The organism is Pseudoalteromonas tetraodonis (assembly GCF_002310835.1).
Classification (GTDB): Bacteria; Pseudomonadota; Gammaproteobacteria; order Enterobacterales; family Alteromonadaceae; genus Pseudoalteromonas; species Pseudoalteromonas tetraodonis.
The window spans coordinates 287,508-312,155 of the sequence record NZ_CP011041.1; the positions used below are offsets into that span (position 1 = coordinate 287,508).

A 24,648-nucleotide genomic window follows, 5' to 3' on the forward strand; every position below is an offset into this window, starting at 1 on the left:
CGTCCTCATCCTGTAGGACATCCTGTTGATGATGCATCGTAAGATGCAACGTATTAATAGCTTCTCCCCAGTTTGCTATATCGGCCTATCATATATTTGATGGGCCGTTTTTTTATTGTCTTGCATCCAAGCGTTAAATTTATTCTCTAATTGCACTTAGCGTTTCAAGTGATACCATCAGTCTACTTAGCATTTTCGATTTACCACACAGTAACTAATGATTTTCAGCTGGGCTGATCAAAGTATTATTTTTACCGGTATAAGTCTTTTTATTTTAGGAGTGCATTATGTTTAAAACGTTAGCTATCGCAGGTTTATCTTTATCATGTTTACTAGTTTCAGGTGCTGCATCGGCAAACTGGCAACTATTGAACGATAAAAGCCAATTAAGTTTTGTATCAATTAAAAAAAATAGCATTGCTGAAGCAAGTCACTTTACTCAGTTAGCTGGGCAGCTGAGCGATCAGGGTCAATTTAGCGTAAACGTTGATTTAACCTCAGCCGAAACCTTTATCCCTATCCGTAACGAACGTTTAAGTAAGATATTGTTTGAGTCTGACACGTTTGCAAACGCAGTATTAACCGCTGACTTATCTGATAAGTTGTCACTTATTAAGCAACCAGGGCAGTACGTATTAAAAGGTATTAGCGCTGAGCTAGACTTTCATGGTCATAAAAAGCCACTTGCTGTTGATGTACTCGTAAGCAGTGCGGCCAATGGAGATTTAAGTGTGGCATCATTCACTCCTATCATTATCAACAGTGATGACTTTAAGATCACCGAAGGGGTAATGCAGTTACAAAAATTAGCCGGATTACCTTCAATTGCTACTGCCGTGCCAGTTACTTTTGCACTGACATTTAAAAAACAGTGATTTCACTTAACGAGCTTAGCAAGCAACTCAGCGAGCCAAGCAAACCTTTTGAACAATGGCAGCCCGCTCACTGCGGGCAGTTACCATTATTGATTGATGAGCAAGGTAAATGGTTTTACGCAGGTAGTGAAATTACCCGTCAATCAATGGTGAAACTTTTTGCCAGTGTATTATGCAACGAAGATGGGCAGTTTTACTTAAAAACACCCGTAGAAAAAATCGCGATTGAGGTGAAGGATGCGCCTTTTATTATTGTAAATTGGCATAGTGAAAAGACATCAGAGGGAAGTGTTATTTGTTGTATTGATAACTTAAACCGCACATGGCTATTAAGTCGTTCTGAGTCACTTTATATCAATGACTACAAAGGTGCGGCTGTGCCTTATATGCAGTTACCCTACGGCTGCTTTGCGCGAGTTGCGCGAAATGTGTTTTATCAGTGGGCTGAAATAGCCGAAACAGATGAGCTCGGCTATTTTATTACCTCCGCACAGCAGAAATTTTACTTACAGTAATTATTCGCTATCTGGCGCTACTAAATCAGCAGGTGGAACGGCCACGATTGGGCCTAAATACCACTCATCTAGCTTTTTAGCGACTTCTGGTAAGCCGGTGCCTTTAAGTGATGAAAATGCATGAACCGTAATATCGCCATCTAATTCACTTAACTCACGACGTACGCTAAGAACTTGTGATTTACGCGGACCTTGCTTTAGCTTATCGGCTTTAGTTAATAGTGCCAATACCGGAATTTCACTGCCTACAGCCCAATTAATTAAGTCGCGGTCTAAATCTTTTAATGGATGACGAATATCCATTAATACCACAATACCTTTTAAACTTTGACGTTTTTGCAGGTATTCGCCTAGCGATTTTTGCCATTTCTTTTTCATTTCAATCGGCACTTTTGCAAACCCATAGCCAGGTAGGTCAATTAGGCGCATATTATCTACATCGGCAAGTTCAAAGGTGTTGATCAGCTGAGTACGGCCGGGTGTTTTACTGGTTCGTGCTAACTTTTGATCGGTTAGGGCATTTAGCGCACTTGATTTACCTGCATTAGAGCGACCGGCAAACGCGACTTCAATTCCCGTATCAGCAGGTAATTTAGTGATGTCTGGCGCGCTTGTAACAAAAGACGCAGTGTTATACTTGATACGAGATTTGAGCACAGGCTCTCCTAAAACTTAAAAAAATAACATTGGGTAAACCAAATTCACCCGTGGCGCGTATTTTATACTATAAAGTAGCTATTAAAAAGTGTATTTGAGCATGTAAGATCATTGCTGACAGTACATTTTAACTGGCTTAGCGTTTAATTTTACTCAAAACCCTATAATTTATAGGTTTAATGTGTGTAGAAAACGTGCCAGAGAATTTAATATCGTGTAGAATATAAAAATCACAACATCCATATTGTAGATGATACAGGGTCGGAAACAGAGAATTCACCATGAAAAAAATAGCACTATCTTTAACTATATTGCTTGGTGCGTTGTCAGCAAGCAACGCAACAGCATTTGATGGCGATGTAAACGCAGGTAAAGAAAAATCAGCAACGTGTGCGGCTTGTCACGGCCCAGACGGTAATGCGCCGGTTAACATCTACCCAAAAATTGCAGGCCAACACGCAGATTACATATACAAGCAACTTACTGAATTTAAATTAGGTATGACTTCGGGCGGTAAAGAAGGTCGTATGAATCCAGTAATGAGCGGTATGGCAATGCCATTAAGTGATCAAGATATGAAAGACTTGGCTGCTTACTTTGCTTCTTTGAACATGTCTGAAGGTGCTACACCGAAAGATGTTCAAGAAACAGGCGCAATGTTATATAAAGCAGGTGATGCTGAGCGCGGTATCCCATCATGTGCGGCTTGTCATGGTCCACGTGGTAATGGCTCTTCACTTGCTAAATTCCCAAAGATTTCTTTCCAACATCCAGAATACATCAAGTCACAACTTGAACAGTTCAGAGATGGTGTTCGTAATAACGACCTAAATGGTGTTATGCAGGACATTGCAAAGAAACTAACAGATAAAGACATTGAAACACTCTCTAAATACCTTGGTGGTCTACACTAAAGTCGTATTTATTTAGATGTTGTTAACATAATATAATGTTAATTAGTGAAAAAGGCAGCTTTAGCTGCTTTTTTTGTGCCTGCCGTGACCGATAAAGCTCCTTCTCTTGTAAGACATTGACCATACTTTGGTGTAAGAAAAATCTCATTTTATTTTTATTTTTTAATGTAACTTATTGTAATTTATATTTTTTAGTGTTTTTTGTCATATGTAGTACAAGAAAAAAGATATAAATTAGTTGTAACAAAATTATTAACGAGTAAATTAACCCCTGTCGCAAAAACAATAACAAATAGGAAAACGTTATAAGGATAGTAGCGCGGCACGACTGAATAGCACATAGAGTGTGCTACCAAAGGAAATATCAAAAAAGTGTTAGGAAGACCGAAAATAATAAAATACTCATGGAAGTTTAATAATAAAAACAAAATGGAATGCTACACGGAAGATAAATAATAAAAATACGGATAGAAAATAATAATAAAAACAATAAAGACTAAAAAGTCGAAGGGAGAAGTGTCCATATAATGGCGCTCAGATTAGTAGGCGGTAGAGATGTTTTCTCTACCGCCTTTTTATTTGTCCTGTTACAATACCCCCCGTTTAAAAAAAGCACCTTAACTGTGCTTTGGCGCGCAAAACGCCCAAACTGAATTCTCCTGGCTAGGCCAGCACCGCGATGCCCATTGAGTTGCGCCTCGCTCAAAACCTCTTAAGTGAGACGATCAAGATATGAGTAGAAAGAAAAAGTCACGTAAAATTCCATCAAATGGTCCCGTTCGTTTAAGTCAAGATAAGCTTAAAGAAATGCGCGCATTGAAAGAGCAACGTGTTAAAAAAACTAAGGGCGCTAAGCCTGGTTCACGTAATGCACCGGATGCATTGAGTAATGACACTCAAAAAGCAGGTTCGGCTGCTAAAGATAAACGCGTTGGTAGTAAAAAAGCAGTGCCATTGGTTGCACCTGCTGCTGAACCAAAAATCGAAATGAAACGTAACCTTAAACCTGTAGCAGAGCTTAAAAAGGCTGTTGAACCAGAATTAACGCCTGAACAAGAGTTAGAAGCCCTTGAAAATGATGAGCGCTTACTTAAATTAGTTGAGCGTCATGAGCAAGGTGAAATGCTAACGGGTAAAGATGCAAAATACTTTAATAGCCGCATAGCGCGTCACCAAGTGCTTTGTAAATTATTAGGCATTGAAGATGAAGAAGAGTTTGAAGATGACTTCAGCGATGAAGACAGTAATTCAGACTTTGATCAATACCTATCAAACGATCTAGCGAATGAATGGCTAGATGACGACGAAGATAAGTAATAAGGACACGCAATGAGTACAGCAGTGATCTTAGCCTTAGTTGTAGGTGCTGCTATTATAGCGGGCTTGGCATTTTATGCGGGTCAGTTGCTCTATAAGCTAAATGTGCAAAAAAAGCTAATTAGCAAAAAACAGACAGAGCAACAGCAAAAGCTAAAACAGTCGCGTTTAAAGCGTAATGCGAAGTTAGCCGATAGTATTCATTTAATTGCACGTGCTATGAATGAAAAGCAATGTGATTACTCTGAGGGGTGCTTACGTATTTGGGTGCTTATGTCGCAATATAGTTTTGATACTGAGCGCGACCTAACGAGTGCATACCCGGGTATTTATAAAATGTACGACGTGGTAAAAGAAATGCCAACCCATGATTCGCGCAAAAAGTACGCTAAAAAAGAAATTTTTAAGCAAGACACGGCGCGCTGGCGCGCAGAAGAATCACTGAGTGATGAAATTGAAGCTGACTGTAAAAAAATTATTGTTGAGTTTAAAGCAGCCCAAGGCAGCGAAAACGTGGTTTTTAACTAGCGCTTAGATTTTACGGCATATATAAAAAAAGCAGACCTTGGTCTGCTTTTTTTTATGCGTGCTAGTTTTAAATTATATAACGCGTGAGAAGCGAGTGGCATTTATCTGTTTTTGTAAATGCGCATCAAAGCACATACAAATAATACGAATAAATAAATTCCCTTTTGGTGTTACGCTAATTAGGTTGTTTTCTATTGTTACCATTTCATCGGCAATTAATGGTGCGAGTGCCTCTAAAGCATCTTGAAAGTAGTCATTAAAGCTGATTTTATGTCTGTTAGCGAATACGCTCATATCAAGCTCAAACTGGCAAATAAGCTGCTTAATCGCATCGGCGCGAATAAGATCATCTTGGGTTAAATGCATGCCTTTATTAATGGCACTGCCTGCTTGCTCATCAACTGCTTGATAATAATGTTTTAACTCTTTTTTATTTTGTAATATCGCTGTGCCTATTTGTGAAATAGACGAGACACCTAAGCCCAATAAGTCGCACTCGCCATGAGTGGTGTAGCCTTGAAAATTACGATGCAGCTGATTCGTATTTTGTGCAATGGCTAGCTCATTATCAACTTTTGCAAAGTGATCCATACCTATAAATTGATAGCCCGCCTGCGTCATTTGCTCTAGGGTATTTTTAAACATGGTGAGCTTATTATGCGCACTGGGTAAATCGGCGTCTTTAATTTTACGTTGGGCGGCAAAACGTTCTGGTAAATGAGCGTAGTTAAATACTGAAACGCGGTCAGGGTTTAAGGCAATAAGTTGCTCAATCGTTTGTGTAAAGCTCTCAGGTGTTTGTAGTGGCAGGCCATAAATCATATCAGCATTAATTGATTTAAAGCCCAACTGTTTTGCTTGGGTAATTAATTGCTTTACCTCATCAACATGCTGAGGGCGATTAACAGCCAGCTGAACCTGATCATTAAAATCTTGAATACCAAATGACACACGATTAAACCCCAACTCGCTTAAATCAACCAGCATATTGTCAGCCAGTGAGCGAGGGTCGATTTCGATACCGCGCTCGCAGGTATCGCTAAAGTTAAAGTGTTGCTCTAGTAGCGTTACTAAGCGCGTCATTTGCGCTGCGGTTAAAAAAGTTGGTGTGCCGCCCCCCAAATGTAATTGCTCAACCCGATAATCTTGAAACAGCGGCGCTTGTGCTGCAATTTCTTTAGCTAAAAAGTCTAGGTAGGTATCGGCTTTAGATTGGTGGCGAGTAATGACTTTATTACAGCCACAGTAATAACAAAGCTGACTACAAAAAGGAATATGAATATATAAAGACAACGAACGGGTTTGCGATGATTCAATAGCGCTAATCAAATCTTGTTGCTGATAACCATCAGCTAACGAAAGCGCGGTCGGGTAAGACGTATAACGCGGGCCCGATACATTGTATTTGTTTATTAAAGTTTGATCCCATTGAGGAAGTTTAATCATCACGCGCACCTTATCTTTTAAGTTGCTGCGTATTGTAAAAAAGCAAAGAGGAGGAGGTTTTGATCTACAACAAAAAAAGGTGCCGCAGCACCTTTTTAATATATAACGCGGCTGCGTTACATTATGGCGTCTTTTAAGTACTGAAATAACTCTTTGTAGCTTCTCGCTGGTTTTTCGGCTTTTACTTCTTTGGCAGCATTACGCACCATTTGGCGCATTTTTTGGCGCTCAAGAGCTGGATATTGTTCAATTGTTTCGTTGATTAAGTCATCGCCTTGTTCAATTAAATCACTGCGCAGTTGCTCAATTTTTTTGATCATAACCTCAGCTTGGTTATTTTTATTAAGCATGACATCAATGATCGCTTTAATTTCTTCAATATTTTCTACTGTACGAAGGGTTTTTGCGATGTAATTTAAATGTCGGCGGTAAGCATCACTTTTATTACTTATTTTATCAGCAACCACCATTGCTTCTTTTAAGTCATCATTGAGCGGCAGGCGTTCACGCTGCTTTTTACCCATTTTGGCAATTTCAGATCCTAACTGATGAAACTCTTGCGCTTCGCGCTTAAGTTCACTTTTTGATACATATATAATTTCTTCTTCAATTTCAGCAGGCTTGCCTTTTTTCTTCGCCATGGGGTGCTCTTAAATAAAAATAACTTCATCTATTATACGCGATTCTTTTAGTGATTAATATTAGCTGATGTGGTGCAGTGAGTGTGTTAGCATTTAAATATAAAAAATGTGTGCAATATGGCCTTCAGGGCTCAGGACAGAATTTATGAAAAGCCAACACCAAGATCCAATTTATTCGCAAATCTCTCAAGTAAAAGACGCTGTATCAGAAGTACTTGAACATGCTAAAAAACTAGGTGCTACCGCTGCAGAAGCTGCTATGTCTAGCACTTCGGGGCTGTCGGTAAGTACGCGCATGGGGGAGGTAGAAACCATTGAGTTTAATCAAGACGGTGGTTTAGGTATTAGCGTGTATGTTGGCAATAACAAAGGCTCGGCATCAACGGCTGATTTAAATCCTAAAACATTACGTGCTGTGGTCGAAAAAGCCATCGATATTGCTAAATTCACTTCAGACGATCCATGTAATGGCATTGCTGATAAAGAACTGCTTGAGTTTGCCCCTAAAGATCTAGACTTGTTTCATCCTTGGGATGTAAGCCCAGAGCAAGGGATTGATTTATGTCATGCCGCAGAGCAAGCCGCATTAAACGCCGATGAGCGAATTGTGAATTCAGATGGCGCTAGCTTTTCATCGCATCAAGGTTTGCGAGTATATGGTAACAGCCATGGTTTAATTGCCGGCTTTCCACGTACTCGCCACAGCATAAGCACTATGGTGATAGGTAAAGAGGGCGAGCATATGCAGCGCGACTCAGCCTACACGATTTCTCGCGATCAAGCGGGGTTAAAAGATGCTGCAAGTGTTGGACTTGAAGCTGCAGCAGAAACCCTAGCAAAACTAAACAGCCAAAAACTAGGCACCATGAAAGTGCCGGTTATTTTTAGAGCCGATATTGCTAATTCATTGTTTGGCCATTTGGTATCAGCAATTGGTGGTGGCGCACTGTATCGTAAATCCAGCTTTTTATTGGATAGCTTAGGCACGCAGGTATTTAGCAAAACCGTTAATATTTCAGAGCGTCCGCACTTACTTAAAGGCTTAGCATCATCGCCATTTGATAGCGAAGGGGTTAAAACTCTCGACAGAGAAATAATTCACGGTGGCGAGTTACAAACGTATTTATTAGCAAGCTATGCTGCACGTAAAATGAATATGACCCCAACAGGGCACGCTGGCGGTATTCATAATTGGTTAGTAGAACAGACGCATCAAGATTTAACTGCATTATTAAAAACCATGGGTACGGGCTTATTAGTTACAGAATTGATGGGGCAGGGCGTGAATACCGTAACCGGTGACTACTCTCGCGGTGCGGCTGGTTTTTGGGTTGAAAATGGGGAAATACAATACCCAGTAAGCGAAATTACGATTGCTGGTAATTTAAAAGATATGTTCAAAGGTATTTCCGCTATAGGTGGCGATATAGAGCGTCGCGGCGGGATTCAGACTGGTTCAGTACTGATTGAACAAATGCAAGTAGCAGGTGCTTAATACCCATCCGCAATAATATTTATTTCAGTGAATTGGTATAAACCCACTTTGCTTGCTTAAATTAAGCTTAATTTAAGCAAGCTTTCTTTTGATGTTTCTAAGGTGTGATATGGCTAAAGATAGATATGCGCCAAAACCGTTAACCGATATTATGGCTGGGCTGAACAACCGCTTAGCAGCCTATGCGGGAAAAAGCCAAGCACTGGATACACAGCAACAATTGTTGCGCGATTTCTTAGGCCCTAAGTTAGGTGAAAAGTGCCGAGTAAGTAATTACCGTGACGGCACCTTAATGATAGAAGCCGTTTCTGCACCTATTGCCCTTAGGCTTAATTATTTAAAAATGGACATGCAATCGCATTTTAGAGCCGCGGGTATGGCCGAGCTTGGGCAAATAAAAATTACTGCCAATCCACAGGCAACTCAACGGTTAAGCACTCGACTTAAAGTGGCTGATGGCAAACCAACGAACTCCCTTAAAATGAGTGAACAAACGGCTGATTATTTAAATGCGATCGCCGATTCTGCTCCACCGTCATTAAAAGAAAAGCTTCAACGCTTAGCTTTACATGGTAAAAATAAACCTTAATTAAATACCATTTAACACCTTGCTCGGTTTGTTTTGCTGGCTTTAAAATACTTTGTTACATATTCGATTTTATTGTTATTTAAATCAGGTTTATGATGCCTAGTTAGTACTTCCTAAATTAGGTTGTAGCTGATGCGTATTTCATTAAGCAGATAATAGACTGCATCCTATTGTTGTTTTTTTGAGTTATCAAATCTTAATGAAATGCGTATTTATTCTAATTAATATACGGAATTCTTATGAAAAAAATAACAATGACTGCCGCCAGTATTGCATTGGCGTTAGGTTTGGTTGGTTGCGGCGAAAAGCCACAAGAAATGCAAGCAGAAGCAACAACAGTAACCGCACCGGTAGCAACCCCTGGTGCCTTAGGTGTTGATTTACAAAATATCGATAAAAGTGTTCGTGCACAGGATGATTTTTACTACCACGTAAACGGTAAATGGTTAGAAAAAACTGAAATCCCTGGCGATAAGTCAAACTATGGGTCGTTCTCACAGTTATATGATGAATCGCAAAAAGCAATGAAAACAGTACTAGAAAATGCCAGTACCAATAGCAGCGCAAAGCCAGGTTCAGATGAATATAAGATCGGCGCATTTTATACTAGCTACATGGCTGAAAATGCTCGTGAAGAGTTAGGGATGTTACCACTTGAGCCAGCTATTAAAAGCATTGATACAGTAAAAGATAAAGCCGCGTTGGTCACACTGATGGCACAGCTACAAGTTAAAGGCGGAGATCTTCCTTTTGGCTGGTATGTTAATAATGACGCTAAAAACTCAAGTGAAAATGCGCTTTATGCCTATCAAGCGGGACTTGGTTTACCTGACCGTGATTATTATTTAAAAGATGATGAAAAATTCACAAAAATTCGCGCGGCATATCAAACCTATATTACCGATATTTTAGCTAAAGCTGGCGTTAATAATGCCGCTGATGCAGCCAAAGCGATACTTGCCCTTGAAACGACACTTGCTGATGCACAGTGGAGTCGGGTACAAAGTCGTGATGCAACAAAATCATATAATAAAATGTCAGTAGCTGAAGCTAACACGTTAATGGGAGATTTTGATTTAAGTGCTTACTTTGAAGCCGTTGGTGTTGATGCCCAAGAGTTGATTGTGCGCCAACCAAGTTACTTTGAAAAATTTGCAGACATTTTCAAAAATACAGACTTATCGGTTTGGCAAAACTACTTAAAATTCCATTTCGTTAGTAATTACGCGCAGTTGCTAAATAAAGACTTAGTGGATTTGAAATTTAATTTTTACAGCACCACATTGCGCGGTGTTGAAGAGCAAGCGCCACTTTGGAAGCAAGCCGTTGATGCATCAAACAGTGTACTGGGTGAAATTTTAGGTAAAGTCTACGTTAAAGAGAACTTCCCGCCAGAAGCGAAAGCGCGCATGGAAGAATTAGTTGATAACGTGATTAAAGGCTATTCAGTGGCAATTGAAAACCTTGAGTGGATGAGCCCTGAAACAAAAGTTGCGGCGCAAGAAAAGCTGGATAAGTTTACGCCTAAAATTGGTTACCCAGATAAATGGAAAGATTATTCAGATTTAGTAATTAATCCTGATGAACTAGTAGGTAACTATATTCGCTACAGTGAGTGGGCTTATGCAGATATGATTGCTAAATTAGGTAAGCCAGTTGATCGCTCTGAGTGGCATATGACGCCACAAACAGTGAATGCTTACTACAACCCAGTGAATAACGAAATAGTATTCCCTGCGGCGATTTTGCAGCCTCCATTCTTTAATTTAGAAGCAGATGATGCGGTTAACTATGGTGCTATTGGTGCGGTTATTGGCCATGAGTTAGGCCATGGCTTTGATGACCAAGGTGCAAAATACGACGGTGATGGCAATTTACGTAATTGGTGGAGCGAGTCAGACCTTAAGCAGTTTGAACAGCGAAGTGCTGCCTTAGTTGCGCAGTATAATCAATATAAACCGTTTGAAGATGCCAGCGTTAATGGTGAGCTGACACTGGGTGAAAACATTGGTGATTTAGGCGGCTTAACCGTCGCTTATAAAGCGTATCAATTATCGCTGGGTGATTCTAAAGCGCCCATTATTGAAGGCTATACGGGCGACCAACGCTTCTTTATGGGCTGGTCGCAAATTTGGCGTCGTAAATACCGTGATGAAGCATTGCGCAATCGTTTAATGACCGATTCACATTCACCGAGTCATTATCGCGTGATTGGTATTTTGTCGAACATGCCGGAATTTTACCAAGCGTTTGATGTTAAAGAGGGCGATAAAATGTATATCAAGCCTGAAGATCGCGTAAAAATTTGGTAATTTAAGCTGAAATTAGCTTAAGCGGTTAGCCCCACTAATCGCAAAATAAAAAGCCAGTGAGCATGATGCCCACTGGCTTTTTAGTTACTTTTATACCTGATGATAAAACTAGCTATATTTCGTTTTTATGGCGCTGATAATCTCGACATTGGCTGCAGGAAAATCATAGTTATCAAGTTCGTCTATACTTACCCATTCGCTTGGTTGCCCTTCTGCGCCATGAGCTTGACCATTAAAGTTACTGACCACGTGTACATTAAGTCGTACGCATTTATCGCCATAGTCGTGCTCTATAGTGACAAGTTCGCTTGAGCTATGAATAGTCAGTCCTACTTCTTCAAATAATTCACGCTTCAGTGCTTGAAAAACACTTTCTCCGGCTTCAACTTTTCCGCCTGGAAATTCCCATAAGCCACCTTGGTGCTGTTCATCTGCACGTTTACAAATAAACACATTGTTATTTTTTTTAATTACACCCACAGCAACATTGATGATTACTTTAGTCATTACCTCTCCCTTAAATAGCATAAAAAAAGCGACGCAAGCGTCGCTTTTTATCTAACGTAACAAAGTGGTGTTATTTTAATTTACCACAACATTGTTTGTATTTTTGACCTGAACCACATGGACATGGATCGTTACGACCCACTTTTGGCTCGCTACGCGCCATAACCTGAGCGCTTTGTGGTGCTTCACCACCTACATGCTCTGCTTCTTCATGTTGATATTCGCGAGGGGCATTTTCACTTTTACGGTGTTGCTCTTCTACTTTTTCAACATCTTCTTCGGCGCGAACTTGCACTTTACTTAAAATACCGACGACATCGACTTTTAAGTTTTCTAGCATTTCAGAGAACAATTCAAACGACTCACGTTTGTACTCTTGCTTAGGATTCTTTTGTGCATAACCACGTAAGTGAATACCTTGGCGTAAGTGATCCATTGCAGCAAGATGGTCTTTCCAATGTTGGTCAAGACTTTGAAGCATAATGGCTTTTTCAAACTGGCGCAGTACAGAATCGCCGACCATTTCTTCTTTTTGCTTGTAAGCTTGTTCAACCGCTTCTTCAATACGCTCACGCAGTTTTTCTTCGTACAGTTTATTGTCATCAGCTAACCACTGCGAAAGTGGTAACTCAATCAAGAAGTCTTGTTTTAAGCGTTCTTCAAGCCCTGGGATATCCCACATTTCAGCCAAGCTTTGTGGGGCAATGTATTGATCAATCACACCCGCGAGCACATCACCACGGATAGCGGTAATCGTTTCTGAAATATCACCTTCTTCAAGCAATTCGTTACGTTGAGAATAAACAACACGACGTTGATCGTTTGCTACATCATCGTACTCAAGTAGCTGTTTACGCACATCAAAGTTACGTGCTTCTACTTTACGCTGGGCGTTTTCGATTGCGCGGTTTACCCATGGATGTTCAATGGCTTCACCACGTTGCATACCTAGTTTACGCATCATGTTAGTCATGCGCTCACCGGCAAAAATACGCATTAACGCATCATCCATCGATAGGTAGAAACGGCTTGAACCGGCATCACCTTGACGGCCAGAACGACCACGTAACTGGTTATCAATACGACGTGATTCATGACGCTCAGTACCAATAATGTGTAAGCCGCCAGCATCAATTACCGCATCATGGCGAATTTTCCATGCTGCTTTTATTTCAGCAATTTGTTCGTCAGTTGGGTTCTCAAGTTTTTCAACTTCGCTGTTCCAATTACCACCAAGTACAATATCGGTACCACGACCGGCCATGTTGGTGGCAATGGTGACTGTGCCTGGTAAGCCCGCATCAGAAACAATGTCTGCTTCTTGTGCGTGGAATTTAGCATTAAGTACGTTGTGCTTAATTTTTTCTTTGCGTAAAAACTGCGATAAGTACTCAGAGCTTTCAATTGAGATAGTACCTACAAGTACCGGCTGACCACGTTCTTGACAGTCTTTAATGTCTGCTAAAATCGCTTCGTACTTTTCTTCTTGAGTTAAGTAAACTAAATCAGCGCGATCATCGCGGATCATTGGTTTATTGGTTGGCATAACCACAGTGTCTAAACCGTAGATAGACTGAAACTCAAACGCTTCTGTGTCGGCTGTGCCTGTCATACCTGCTAGCGTTTCGTACAAGCGGAAGTAATTTTGGAACGTAATAGAGGCTAATGTTTGGTTCTCGTTTTGAATTTTCACACCTTCTTTTGCCTCTACAGCTTGGTGTAAACCTTCTGACCAACGACGTCCTTCCATAGAGCGACCTGTGTGCTCATCAATAATGATGACTTCGTTTTCTTTAATAACGTAGTCAACATCTTTTTGATAAAGCTTGTGCGCACGAAGAGCTGCATAAACATGGCTAAGTAGGGTAATGCTCGCTGCTGAATATAGTGAGTCACCTTCTTCAATTAGGCCGCGCTCGGTAAGTAACTCTTCAACTTTTATTTGCCCACGCTCAGTAAGATGAACTTGCTTAGATTTTTCATCGATGGTGAAATCGCCATCACCTTCAATTCCTTCCTCGTCTTCTTTTTCTTGTAATTCAAGTAGAGGAACGATGGTATTTATTTCAGTGTATAGCTCAGAGCTATCTTCAGCGGGACCAGAAATAATCAGTGGCGTACGTGCTTCATCAATAAGGATTGAATCCACTTCATCCACTACAGCATAAAATAATGGGCGTTGTACGCGCTCATCAATACTAAATGCCATGTTGTCACGCAGGTAATCAAAACCAAATTCGTTATTGGTACCGTAAGTGATGTCAGCTGCATAAGCTTGTTTTTTCTGTTGTGGCATCATGCCCGGAACATTACAGCCTACGGTTAACCCTAAAAATTCAAATAATGGGCGATTGGTTTCAGCATCACGTTTGGCCAAGTAGTCATTCACGGTAATGACATGAACACCTTTACCTGTTAGACCATTTAAATAAGCCGGCAGTGTCGCTGTGAGTGTTTTACCTTCACCGGTACGCATTTCTGCGATACGACCTTGGTGTAAAACCATACCACCTAATAACTGCACGTCGAAATGACGCATACCGTTTACACGTTTTGATGCTTCACGTACCACTGCAAATGCTTCTGGTAGAATATCGCCTAAGCTTTGTCCGTTATCGTAACGCTCTCTAAACTCGGCTGTTTTAGCTTTTAAATCTTCATCTGAAAGCGCTTCTAGCTGCGTTTCAAGTGCATTGATCAGTGCGACCGTCTTTCTTAGGTTTTTAATAGTGCGGTCATTGCGACTACCAAAAATCTTGGTAAATAAATTAGATATCATGATAAAACCGTTACAATGTGTTTTTTTGCTAGCCGTGCATCGGCTAACCCATTTTTTACAATTGATAATTAATGTATTCTTTAAATTAACCTTTAGGACACATTAATTAGCAATTTTGTATTAAGCTGCTTAAAAAGCACTGTTTATTACCTGCGCTACTATACCAGACTCTGCTAAACATCAAACTACCTCAATAAAAAGATCTTCATTTAAAACAGAAAAATGAGATCTCGCTCATAAAAATAGCGTTATGTAACGAAACTTGATTAAAACTGCAGATAAACAGACCCTAAAGATATGGTGCTGAATAAATTAAAAACAAGAGCAAAGCGCTTAAATTTCACCCTTAAACACCTTGTTAGCAGCCATCGTTTTTTAAAGCTTAAATTGAGCAATCGTTTTATATATTACTCTCGATAAGTCACTTAAGTCATACGCTTTATCTGCAGGTATGTAATGAATGGTTGCGGTATCATTAAAGAGATTACTAATTGCAAAAAAAGCGTGTGTTAATATCTTCTGCAACCAGCGTTTGCTAATATTATTTTTAGTCGCATAAAGTTAATTATATTTTTTATCGCTATAAAACGCGTTGATTGAGTTTTAATAAGGGTAAATAAAGTGCAAACCAACAAAGATAATTTAGTCGTTCTTGGCGCTGGCTGGCTTGGCCAAGCCTTATGTATTGATGCACAAAAACAAGGTTGGCAAGTGCAAGGAACTCATCGTAGTGACACTCATCAATTTGATTTTGAACGTCAGTTTGTTTTACAAAACGGTGAGTTGCAGCACCAAGTAGATTTACAAAATGCGTATTGGGTCTGTGCAATCCCGCCTCGCAGTCGAGATAGCGAAAGTGATTATCCGCAAGTGCTTGAGCAGGCGTTAAAGCTGGCAACTGAGCTTAATTGCAAAGGCTTTTTATTGTGCTCATCGACTGGGGTGTATGATCAAGAACCTGGCGTTTATAGTGAAAGCAGCGATATATCAGGCACTAACGAGCGACAAATAAAGCTGTATGACGCTGAAGAGCAAGTGCTTGAACAGCAAGGTAAAGTGCTTCGCTTAGCCGGATTGTTGGGGCCAAATAGAGAGCCTGGTCGTTTTGTGGCGGGTAAAGAACTCAATACCTCTAGTCAGCAAGTGGTGAATATGGTGCATCAACAAGATGTGATCAATGCTATTTATGCGGTCCTTAATAACTGGTCGCAAGGACAGAGCATTTATAACGTGGTGAACCCAGCGCACCCGACCAAAGCAGATTATTATGCACAAAAGTGTGAGCTGTATGGCACACAAATGCCGAGCTTTAGTAGTAATGAGGTCGCTGAGCGCAAAGTTATTGGCTCAGCGATAGAAGCACTGGGTTTTAGTTATCAGTATGGTATTTAATAAGAAGGTAAGGGGGAGTGGCTTATGAAGTCACACAACTTACCTTCACTTAGTAGCGTGTTGGCCGCTTCAATATCGGGAGCAAAATACCGGTCTTTGTCGTAATAGCTAACATGTTGGCGTAGCAGTGCTTTGGCACTTTCTACTTTATCACACGCGCGTAGTGGTGCTCTAAACTCAAGCCCTTGGGCAGCACTGAGCCATTCTATGGCCAGTACGCCTTGCGTATTATTAGCCATATCAACTAGTCGTCGTGCTGCAAACGTTGCCATAGAAACATGGTCTTCCTGATTTGCTGAAGTCGGTAAGCTATCTACCGAAGCAGGGTGTGCTAAGGATTTGTTTTCAGAGGCCAGTGCAGCTGCGGTGACTTGAGCAATCATAAATCCTGAATTTACCCCACCGTTTTTTACTAAAAATGGCGGTAATTTAGATAAATTAGAGTCAATCAATAGAGCAATACGTCGCTCAGCTAAGGCGCCAATTTCAGCAATAGCAATCGCCAGGTTATCAGCGGCCATAGCAACGGGCTCAGCATGAAAGTTTCCGCCTGAAATAATATCCCCTACATCGGCAAATACGAGAGGGTTATCGGTTACTCCGTTTGATTCACACAGTAGTACTTCGGCGGCTTGACGTATTTGGGTTAAACATGCACCAAGAACTTGCGGCTGGCAGCGCAGGCAATATGGGTCTTGTACTTTTTCACAATTAATATGTGAGTCACTAATTTGTGAGTGGCTATCGAGTAATTCTCTAAATACGTGAGCCGTATCTATTTGCCCTTGCTGACCACGAATGTCATGAATACGCGCATCAAATGGCGCGCGACTGCCCATGGCCGCTTCTATACTGATAGAGCCAATAACACAGCTTTGTGCGTACAAGTCTTCGGCTCTAAATAAGCCTTGTAGTGCAAATGCAGTGGATGCTTGGGTGCCATTCAATAAGGCTAACCCTTCTTTTGCAGCTAATGTTAGTGGCTCAAGACCTGCAATTTTTAGCCCTTGTGTAGCGCTTATCAGCTCACCTTGATAACGCATTTTACCCTCACCTAATAAAGGCAAACACATATGCGCAAGCGGTGCTAAATCGCCCGATGCACCCACTGAGCCCTTTTTAGGCACGCAAGGGTAAACTTCACTTTTAAGCAGCTGCATAAAAAACTCAAGCACAGCTAAGCGAATACCAGAATAACCGCGCGATAAAGAGTTTATTTTTAGTGTGATCATCAATCTAACGGTGCTGTCATCCATTAACTCACCAATACCTGCGGCGTGTGAAAGCACAATACTGCGTTGTAATAGTTCGAGTTCATCGTCAGCGATTTTAGTATTGGCCAATAACCCAAAGCCAGTATTAATACCATATACAGTGCGATGTTCGTTTATCACGTTTTGGACTGTTTGAGCACTGGCAGCTATTTGCGCCTGTGCATCATTGGCCAGAGTTAAGTGTATGGCTGATTTGTTAATTTTTCTTAGCGTGTTTAAGTCAAGCTGACCCGGTTTGAGTGTATATGAAATCATGACTTGTCCTCATTAAGCATTGGTAGGTCTAGCTGCTGCTGTTGCGCACAGTTTTTTGCAATTTCATAACCCGCATCAGCATGGCGCATTACACCGGTGGCGGGATCGTTCCATAATACTCGAGCAAGACGCTGCTCTGCTTCATCAGTACCATCGGCAACAATCACTACGCCTGAGTGCTGGCTAAACCCCATGCCTACACCACCGCCATGGTGAAGTGATACCCAAGTAGCACCGCCTGCGGTATTAAGCAGGGCATTTAATAGTGGCCAATCGGAGACCGCGTCGGAGCCATCTTTCATACTTTCAGTTTCACGGTTAGGGCTGGCAACTGAGCCTGAGTCGAGATGATCCCGTCCAATAACTACCGGCGCTTTAAGCTCACCGCTTTTAACCATATCGTTAAAGGCAACAGCAAGGCGCGCTCTATCTTTTAAACCGACCCAACAAATACGTGCAGGCAAGCCTTGAAATTGAATTCGCTCACGCGCCATATCAAGCCAATTATGCAGGTGTTTATCATCTGGAATGAGCTCTTTTACTTTTGCATCGGTTTTATAAATATCTTCAGGATCGCCAGATAGCGCTACCCACCTAAATGGACCAATACCTTCACAAAATAATGGACGAATATACGCAGGCACAAACCCAGGGAAATCAAATGCATTACTCACGCCTTCTTCTAGGGCCATTTGACGAATATTATTGCCATAGTCGGTTGTTGCTGCGCCCGCTTTTTGTAGTGCCAGCATCGCCTTTACTTGGACTGCCATTGACTGTTTAGCCGCTTTTACAACTGCTTGTGGGTTATCGATTCGCATTTTAGCTGCGTATTCCATACTCCAATCTTGTGGCAGGTAACCGTTAAGTGGATCATGAGCTGAGGTTTGATCGGTAACTATATCGGGAGTAATACCACTCTTTACCAAGGTACTAAACACATCGGCGGCGTTACCTAGTAACCCCACAGAAAGCGCTTCTCCTTTTATGCAAGCATCTGTTATTAATTTTAGTGCATGCTCAAGATCTGTGGCTTTTACATCGACATATCCTGTTTTTATCCGAAAATCGATACGGCTTTCATCACATTCCACCACCAAGGCACTAAAGCCTGCCATAGTAGCCGCTAATGGTTGTGCGCCCCCCATACCTCCAAGGCCACCCGTTAATACCCACTTACCTTTAGCATTACCAGCAAAATGCTGTTTTGCCATAGCCACAAACGTTTCGTAAGTGCCTTGCACTATGCCTTGAGAGCCAATGTAAATCCAAGACCCAGCGGTCATTTGGCCATACATCATCAAGCCTTTTTTATCTAACTCGTTAAAGTGCTCCCAGTTTGCCCAGTGCGGTACTAGGTTTGAATTGGCAATTAACACACGTGGTGCATTGCTATGAGTTTTAAATACACCCACCGGTTTGCCTGATTGCACTAATAGAGTTTCGTCATCTTCTAGGCGTTCAAGCGTTTCAATTATTTTGTCATAGCTTGGCCAATCACGGGCAGCACGGCCAATCCCGCCATACACCACCAAAGCTTGAGGGTGCTCGGCAACATCAGGGTCTAAATTATTCATTAGCATGCGTTTAGCCGCTTCGGTTTGCCAGCTTTTGGTGGTTATTTGATTGCCATGTTGCGCGCGTATTGTGCGCTGTGTGTCCAGTCGATGATTCATTGTTCACTCCTGTTAAATAGTGTTATGCGTTATGCGCTTTATTATTATTTTTAAATGTTAATTGTCCGCCCAAGCGGTACTTACTGCCCGGCGATATAAGTCGTGCAAAGCTAACAATCCCGTTAACCGACCAAGTGCGGCGTATTACTTGTAAACAAGGCTCTTCGTTATATAGGTTAAGCCATTGACACATTTCACTGCTTGGTGTAATAGCCTCTACGGTATGCCTTGCTTGTGTTAATGGGGCAACTGTTGATAGGTATTCGTGTGGGGTGAGAGCGGTAAAATCTTGTTGTAAATAATCCTTGGCAAGTAACGGGTTTACAAAGCGTTCTTCAACTTGCAAGGGGCTGTCATTTTCGTTATGAATAATGACACTTCGGTACACCACACTATCTACCTCAACACCTAAAGCAATAGCAATTGGCGCCACGGCATTGATTGATTCCAACACCTGTACTGTGCAGCTGTAGTTTCCGTTTCGCTCTTTGACTTCATGTGCAATGTTTTTTATTTCGAGTAATGATGACTGCGACTTAAAGCTTGCGACAAAAGTACCTAGCCCTTGGCTACGGGTTAAAATGCCTGTATCAGTTAGCTCACTTAACGCTCGACGTGCGGTCATTCTGCTTACCGCAAACTGCTTTGCCAGTTCATTTTCTGAGGGCACGCGTTGGTTTTCAAGCCAAAGCCCACTGCGTATTTTGTCCACAATAAACTGTTTTATTTGTGTAAATTTAGGTGTTGGCATAAACGCTTTTGGTGTATTAAAAATAAACAATACTTAATAAGATGGCATAATTACCTTGTATATACAAGATGTGTTGTTAAACTCGTTTGAACATTATCGCGGAGAAACTTATGCAAGCCACAGAATCTACAGAACAGTTAAATGATATCGATTTATTGCTCACAGATGCCAACATTGCGACCATGGATAGCAATATTGATGCGCCTTATGGGGCGATAGAAAATGCGGCGCTAGCTATTAAAAATGGCAAAATAGTGTGGCTAGGTAAACAAGCTGATTTACCTAATTTTGATGTGTTAGCCACCCCGATATTAAGTGTAAAAGGACAATGGTTAACCCCAGGCTTAATTGATTGCCATACACATTTAGTGTTTGCCGGTTCTCGTGCGCAAGAGTTTGAGCAGCGTTTGCAGGGCGTGAGCTATCAGCAAATAGCCGCGCAGGGAGGGGGAATAGCAAGTACAGTTAAAGCAACCCGAGAGGCTGACCACGAACAGTTATTTGTAGCAGCAAAAGAGCGTTTAAATGCATTGTTAGCTGAAGGGGTGACGACGGTTGAAATTAAGTCAGGGTATGGGCTTGATATAGGCAATGAGAAAAAAATATTGGAGGTGGCTAGGCTGTTAAATCAACATCACCCCATTGAAGTAGTTAACACCTTTTTAGGGGCACATGCGCTACCTTTGGAGTTTAAAAACCGCAGTGATGATTACATAGATTTGGTATGCAATGAAATGCTAAGCACGCTTGTTGAAAATGACCTAGTAGATGCCGTTGACGTATTTTGTGAAGACATTGGCTTTAGCTACGCACAAACTCAACGCGTATTTGATGCAGCTAAAAAACAGGGTTTGGCAATCAAGTGTCATGCCGAGCAATTATCAAATCAACACGGTGCAGCGCTGGTAGCACAATACAATGGCCTGTCGGCTGATCATTTAGAATACCTTGATGAAGCAGGCGTTAAAGCTATGGCAAACGCAGGCACTGTGGCGGTATTACTGCCTGGGGCTTTTTATTTTTTAAAAGAAACGAAATACCCACCAATTGAGCTGTTAAATAAATACAAAGTACCCATTGCGATCGCCAGTGACTTTAATCCCGGCACATCACCCTTGTGTTCGTTGCAATTAATGATGAATATGGCCTGCACCTTATTTAATTTCACCCCAGAGCAGGCATTAACTGGCGTAACAGCACATGCGGCTCGTGCTTTAGGTTTTACTGATAGAGGGGTATTAAAAGTTGGCGCTCGCGCAGATATCGCTCATTGGCAAATTGACCACCCTGCACAATTAAGTTATCAGTTTGGGGTAAATAAACTGTTAAATCTATGGATATTGGGTAAACTTAGTTAGTTTGTATAAAATTAACTCTTAAACCTATGTTTTATTTAATGTCAGTGAGTACGTCAGCTATGGATGGAACGTTATTGAGCTACAGCAATTTAGCTATTTTTTTAAGTGGTGCACTTTTAATGGCAATGGTTGCCACGCTATTAACCGTTAAAAGTAACGTAATGAGACTCAGCTTTTTATGTACTGGGCTCATTGGCTTAGCTATGGTCAGTAGTGCAATACCTTGGCTCGCTATTTTACTAGCGCTAGGTTTTGGTTTTAATTTATATCAAGCGAAGTTACAAAAGCAAAAAAAACCGCTTCTTATCAGTGCCTGTGCAAGCGCATTTCTTGTTTTATTATTAATAGGGTATCTCTTTTTTACGCTGCATTTAGCGTGGTTGCTCATGGCTATTTTACTGCTCTCAGTCAGTGGTTTTTTAGCTGATAATGAGCCTAAAGCTACTGCGCCTTTAAAGCCGCAAACCGAGCCTGAGGTGTATGTTGAAAACTCACCCTTAGCCAGCTTCCCCGATAAACAACAGTTACGTCAAAAGTATAATGAGCTTACCAATGAAGGTTCATTCAGAGCCGCACTTATTGTATTAAGGCTAGAGGGGTTTGCGCAGGTAAATCAGCATATTGGACGAGATTTTGGTGACTTATTGTTGTCGCAGTCGGCAAATCGAATAAAAGACTTACTAGACAGTGATGAAGTGTTGTTCCTTGCTCCGCATGCTAAATTAGCGCATTTAGGCGGGTTAAATTTTGCGTTTATTTGTGATCTACAAAGCCATAATCATTTACATCAACAGCTTATCAAGCAAATTATTGGCGCTACATTAAAGCCCTTTAACGTGGCTAATTGCACTATTGAAGTAAAGGTAAGAGCCAGTTATGTTCATTGCGATCAACAAAGTACGAGCTTTGATGATTTAATTAGTTATGCGTATTTGGCACTTGATAGTCAGCCAAGTAAACAAATAGTGGCTTATCATCAACAAATGACGGTTGAGCATTTAGAGCAACAAGCGCGATTAACAGAGCTTGCGAATATCAGCTTTGCTGATGAGTTTGAGCTGTTTTTTCAACCCGTTATTCGCAACGGCGATGGCCAAATTGAATTTTTAGAATTGTTATTACGTTGGCAACACCCCACGCAAGGCACCTTATCGGCAAGCCGATTTATAAATGATATTAGAATTGCAGGGCTTGGTTATTCACTGGCTACCTTTGTTATAGAGCGTGCTGGCGAATTAGCCATGGCACTTCGCATGGAAGGGATGTCGGTACCTTTGAGTGTTAATTTATTTGGCCCAGAAATGCTCAATGAAGAGTTTGTTGATTTTGTTTACGGAGTCATTGGTGAGCATCAACTCAGGCCAGGCGATTTAATTATTGAATGTCCGCTTCATGTTTTTACCAGCCTAGATGATAAAGGCAGAGCCATGATCGCAAGGCTTAACAGTTTAGGTTTAAAAGTATGCGTTGATGGCTTGGGAGATAACCCCGTATTACTGTCTAAATTACCAAGTTTAGCGGTGGAGTATATTAAGGTATCTCCTGCCTTAACTGCTGACTTTAGTAATCAAAATAATATACGCAGCTTAGTAAGCGGTATGGTAGAAATGCATAATCAGCAACAAACAAAAGTGATTTTTGAAGGTGTTGAAACACTGGACCAACTTAAATTTGTGAAAAGTTTGAAAGCTTATGCCTCACAAGGCTACTACTTCGGACACCCTTTAAGTAGTTTAGGGTTAATGAGTTGGTTTAAACAGTGGTTACAGGCACAAGAAGACTAGGGAAGATTAGATTTTTTGCTTTGTTTGTAGGTAGGTATTTACTAAGGCGCTGATAACTTGACCACATTGTAATGTACCTGCAGCAAGAGAGTGAGGATGTTGCGACGGTGCTGCTTCGCATAAATGTAAATAAGCACTGTGATGATTACTTGCAGCTAAATAAACATAATGCTCGCCATCGCTAACATCAAAACCGCAATAATTAAATGCGCTTGCAGGCATGTTGGTTAGGCTATCTAAATCAACTTCTATTCCTAACGGTGCGTTATCAAATGCGTTTAGTGCATTGTTAGTTGCTTCCGTTAAACTTGTTTCTCGCCTAACATTAATCGCTTGATAGCTGGTGAAACTAAATTTTGCACTTTGCATCGCATTAAAAATTTGTTGATTATTTTTAAGCTCATGTAAGCCAATTACATGGTAACTGTTAAGGTGCTGCTCTTGATAGGCGTAGTGAAAACCATTGCCACTGTGTCTGCCTTCACACTCTCTAAAGTCGGCATGGGGGTCTAAATTAATGGCGTTAATTGCGCTGTTTTTATATTTTGCAAGCGAGCGAATAATACCTAAGCAGTTGTTATGTCCGCCACCAATAATGATGGGTTCAAGACCTGCTTTAAAAATCATGCTTAAAATTGCTTCAACCCGCACATCAATCTCAGCGCACAACTGACGTAATTGGTCTAAATCGAGAGGATTTTGGTTATCAAGCGGGTGTGCTTGTTCCATTAAGTCATCGAGGTTTACTTCGCCAAGCAGTAACAATTTTTGCATGGCAATAGCGTGATTGTGAGGTTGGTTTAAAAAGTGTTGTAAAAAAGCGGGCCAAGCATGCTGTGCTCCGCCTTTACCTAAATTGGCTCTAGGTCCAATGTCTTCGCAAACGCCCAGTAAAACAAAGCGCATACCAAACTGTGCAGCATCAGTAAGCGCTTGTTGTATATTAACGTTTGCGTCAAGTAATGCCACTGACTGCCACGCTTTTTGTTCACCTACACGGTTAGAACAAATGCCCTTGAGCGTGCTTTCGTTATATACTTTAAGGTGTGCTGTCACGCTACAGTTCTATTATTTCTAGCTCTAATTCTTCAGCAGAAAGTACAATACCTGTACTGTCGGCATAAACAAAATCATCATCGAAAAATGATACACCCGCAAAGTTAACGCCTATGCCGCTTTCACCCGCGCCTTCACTGTCAGCTGCAACCGGAATTGATCCAATGGCTTGAATTCCTAAATCCAGTTCTTCAAGTTCATCAACATGGCGCAGTGCACCATATACAATAATACCTTGCCAATTGTTTTCAAGTGCCAGCTCAGCCAGTTCAATATCAATTAAGGCTCTGCGAGTGGAGCCACCACCATCAATAAGTAAAATCTGATCTGTACCATCTTGAGAAAGCAATTGACGGATCAGTTCATTATTTTCAAAACATTTTACCGTTTTAATGCGGCCACCAAAACTGTGTCGACCACCAAAGTTGATGAACATAGGTTCAAGCACGTCAACCACATCAGCGAAATGGTCACATAAATCAGAAGTGCTGTAATCCATTATTTTATCCTCAAAAGATACATAAGTT

At 41.2% G+C, this 24,648-nt stretch carries 21 protein-coding genes; 11 read left to right on the forward strand and 10 right to left on the reverse strand.

All coding sequences use genetic code 11. The features are described 5' to 3' along the window. The first annotated feature begins 287 nt into the window (after positions 1–287). Together PTET_RS01320 and PTET_RS01325 are read left to right on the forward strand one after the other, a co-directional pair. Positions 288–875: a YceI family protein gene (locus tag PTET_RS01320; RefSeq protein WP_013463874.1), complete on the forward strand. Its 588-nt coding sequence runs from the start codon at positions 288–290 to the stop codon at positions 873–875. Further along, positions 872–1,390, forward strand: coding sequence for a DUF1285 domain-containing protein (locus tag PTET_RS01325; RefSeq protein ID WP_013463875.1), 519 nt, complete (start codon positions 872–874; stop codon positions 1,388–1,390). The genes PTET_RS01320 and PTET_RS01325 overlap by 4 nt, the downstream gene beginning before the upstream one ends. Here the strand turns inward: PTET_RS01325 and yihA are convergent, their stop codons facing one another. Then, the gene (gene yihA / locus PTET_RS01330; protein WP_013463876.1) at positions 1,391–2,047 is read right to left on the reverse strand and encodes a ribosome biogenesis GTP-binding protein YihA/YsxC; all 657 of its coding nucleotides are present in this window, start codon (positions 2,045–2,047) and stop codon (positions 1,391–1,393) included. A gap of 281 nt (positions 2,048–2,328) precedes the next feature. Here yihA and PTET_RS01335 point away from each other — a divergent pair, with 281 nt between their 5' ends. The 3 genes from PTET_RS01335 (at position 2,329) to PTET_RS01345 (ending at position 4,806) form a co-directional block, all read left to right on the forward strand. Then, on the forward strand, positions 2,329–2,961 hold the full coding sequence (locus tag PTET_RS01335) for a c-type cytochrome (protein ID WP_013463877.1): 633 nt from the start codon (positions 2,329–2,331) through the stop codon (positions 2,959–2,961). Between the two features lie 732 nt (positions 2,962–3,693). Next, entirely contained in the window at positions 3,694–4,278 is a 585-nt protein-coding gene (yihI, locus tag PTET_RS01340; RefSeq protein ID WP_013463879.1) for a Der GTPase-activating protein YihI, read from the forward strand. A gap of 12 nt (positions 4,279–4,290) precedes the next feature. Beyond that, positions 4,291–4,806 (forward strand): DUF2489 domain-containing protein, encoded by a 516-nt coding sequence (locus PTET_RS01345; RefSeq protein WP_013463880.1) that lies wholly within the window; start codon positions 4,291–4,293, stop codon positions 4,804–4,806. A gap of 72 nt (positions 4,807–4,878) precedes the next feature. Here the strand turns inward: PTET_RS01345 and hemN are convergent, their stop codons facing one another. Further along, positions 4,879–6,252 (reverse strand): oxygen-independent coproporphyrinogen III oxidase, encoded by a 1,374-nt coding sequence (gene hemN, locus PTET_RS01350; protein WP_013463881.1) that lies wholly within the window; start codon positions 6,250–6,252, stop codon positions 4,879–4,881. A 116-nt stretch (positions 6,253–6,368) separates the two neighbouring features. Next, on the reverse strand, positions 6,369–6,893 hold the full coding sequence (gene yjgA / locus PTET_RS01355) for a ribosome biogenesis factor YjgA (protein WP_013463882.1): 525 nt from the start codon (positions 6,891–6,893) through the stop codon (positions 6,369–6,371). A gap of 145 nt (positions 6,894–7,038) precedes the next feature. Here yjgA and pmbA point away from each other — a divergent pair, with 145 nt between their 5' ends. The 3 genes from pmbA (at position 7,039) to PTET_RS01370 (ending at position 11,289) form a co-directional block, all read left to right on the forward strand. After that, on the forward strand, positions 7,039–8,388 hold the full coding sequence (gene pmbA / locus PTET_RS01360) for a metalloprotease PmbA (protein WP_013463883.1): 1,350 nt from the start codon (positions 7,039–7,041) through the stop codon (positions 8,386–8,388). Between the two features lie 109 nt (positions 8,389–8,497). Continuing rightward, positions 8,498–8,977, forward strand: a complete 480-nt coding sequence (locus tag PTET_RS01365; RefSeq protein ID WP_013463884.1) for a DUF721 domain-containing protein — start codon at positions 8,498–8,500, stop codon at positions 8,975–8,977. A gap of 239 nt (positions 8,978–9,216) precedes the next feature. After that, on the forward strand, positions 9,217–11,289 hold the full coding sequence (locus PTET_RS01370) for a M13 family metallopeptidase (protein WP_036955748.1): 2,073 nt from the start codon (positions 9,217–9,219) through the stop codon (positions 11,287–11,289). 108 nt (positions 11,290–11,397) lie between these two features. Here the strand turns inward: PTET_RS01370 and mutT are convergent, their stop codons facing one another. Together mutT and secA are read right to left on the reverse strand one after the other, a co-directional pair. Then, on the reverse strand, positions 11,398–11,796 hold the full coding sequence (mutT, locus tag PTET_RS01375; protein ID WP_016899312.1) for an 8-oxo-dGTP diphosphatase MutT: 399 nt from the start codon (positions 11,794–11,796) through the stop codon (positions 11,398–11,400). A gap of 70 nt (positions 11,797–11,866) precedes the next feature. Next, positions 11,867–14,575 carry a preprotein translocase subunit SecA gene (secA, locus tag PTET_RS01380; protein WP_016899311.1) on the reverse strand — a complete coding sequence of 903 codons (2,709 nt, stop codon included), beginning with the start codon at positions 14,573–14,575 and terminating at the stop codon, positions 11,867–11,869. 621 nt (positions 14,576–15,196) lie between these two features. Between secA and PTET_RS01385 the strand changes: the two genes are divergently transcribed. Beyond that, positions 15,197–15,967, forward strand: coding sequence for a Rossmann-fold NAD(P)-binding domain-containing protein (locus PTET_RS01385; RefSeq protein ID WP_016899310.1), 771 nt, complete (start codon positions 15,197–15,199; stop codon positions 15,965–15,967). On the opposite strand, the gene hutH is transcribed toward PTET_RS01385, so the two are convergent. Genes hutH through hutC form a run of 3 tightly spaced genes read right to left on the reverse strand, consistent with a single transcriptional unit; the run spans position 15,964 to position 19,923 of the window. After that, positions 15,964–17,496 carry a histidine ammonia-lyase gene (hutH, locus tag PTET_RS01390; RefSeq protein ID WP_013463891.1) on the reverse strand — a complete coding sequence of 511 codons (1,533 nt, stop codon included), beginning with the start codon at positions 17,494–17,496 and terminating at the stop codon, positions 15,964–15,966. The genes PTET_RS01385 and hutH overlap by 4 nt on opposite strands. Continuing rightward, positions 17,493–19,172, reverse strand: a complete 1,680-nt coding sequence (hutU, locus tag PTET_RS01395; RefSeq protein ID WP_036955754.1) for a urocanate hydratase — start codon at positions 19,170–19,172, stop codon at positions 17,493–17,495. Before hutU ends, hutH begins: the two co-directional genes overlap by 4 nt. A gap of 22 nt (positions 19,173–19,194) precedes the next feature. Continuing rightward, a complete protein-coding gene (hutC, locus tag PTET_RS01400; RefSeq protein ID WP_096038897.1) occupies positions 19,195–19,923 on the reverse strand; it encodes a histidine utilization repressor in 729 nt (242 codons plus the stop codon). A 110-nt stretch (positions 19,924–20,033) separates the two neighbouring features. Here hutC and hutI point away from each other — a divergent pair, with 110 nt between their 5' ends. Both hutI and PTET_RS01410 read left to right on the forward strand, forming a co-directional pair. Continuing rightward, a complete protein-coding gene (gene hutI, locus PTET_RS01405; RefSeq protein WP_096038096.1) occupies positions 20,034–21,281 on the forward strand; it encodes an imidazolonepropionase in 1,248 nt (415 codons plus the stop codon). 59 nt (positions 21,282–21,340) lie between these two features. Beyond that, complete coding sequence (locus tag PTET_RS01410; RefSeq protein ID WP_096038097.1) at positions 21,341–23,065, forward strand: GGDEF domain-containing phosphodiesterase; 1,725 nt, start codon at positions 21,341–21,343, stop codon at positions 23,063–23,065. Between the two features lie 6 nt (positions 23,066–23,071). Here the strand turns inward: PTET_RS01410 and PTET_RS01415 are convergent, their stop codons facing one another. Continuing rightward, positions 23,072–24,121 carry a formimidoylglutamase gene (locus PTET_RS01415; protein ID WP_096038098.1) on the reverse strand — a complete coding sequence of 350 codons (1,050 nt, stop codon included), beginning with the start codon at positions 24,119–24,121 and terminating at the stop codon, positions 23,072–23,074. Position 24,122: 1 nt separating this feature from the next. Further along, positions 24,123–24,620, reverse strand: a complete 498-nt coding sequence (gene rraA / locus PTET_RS01420) for a ribonuclease E activity regulator RraA (protein ID WP_008115004.1) — start codon at positions 24,618–24,620, stop codon at positions 24,123–24,125. Between the last annotated feature and the right edge of the window lie 28 nt (positions 24,621–24,648).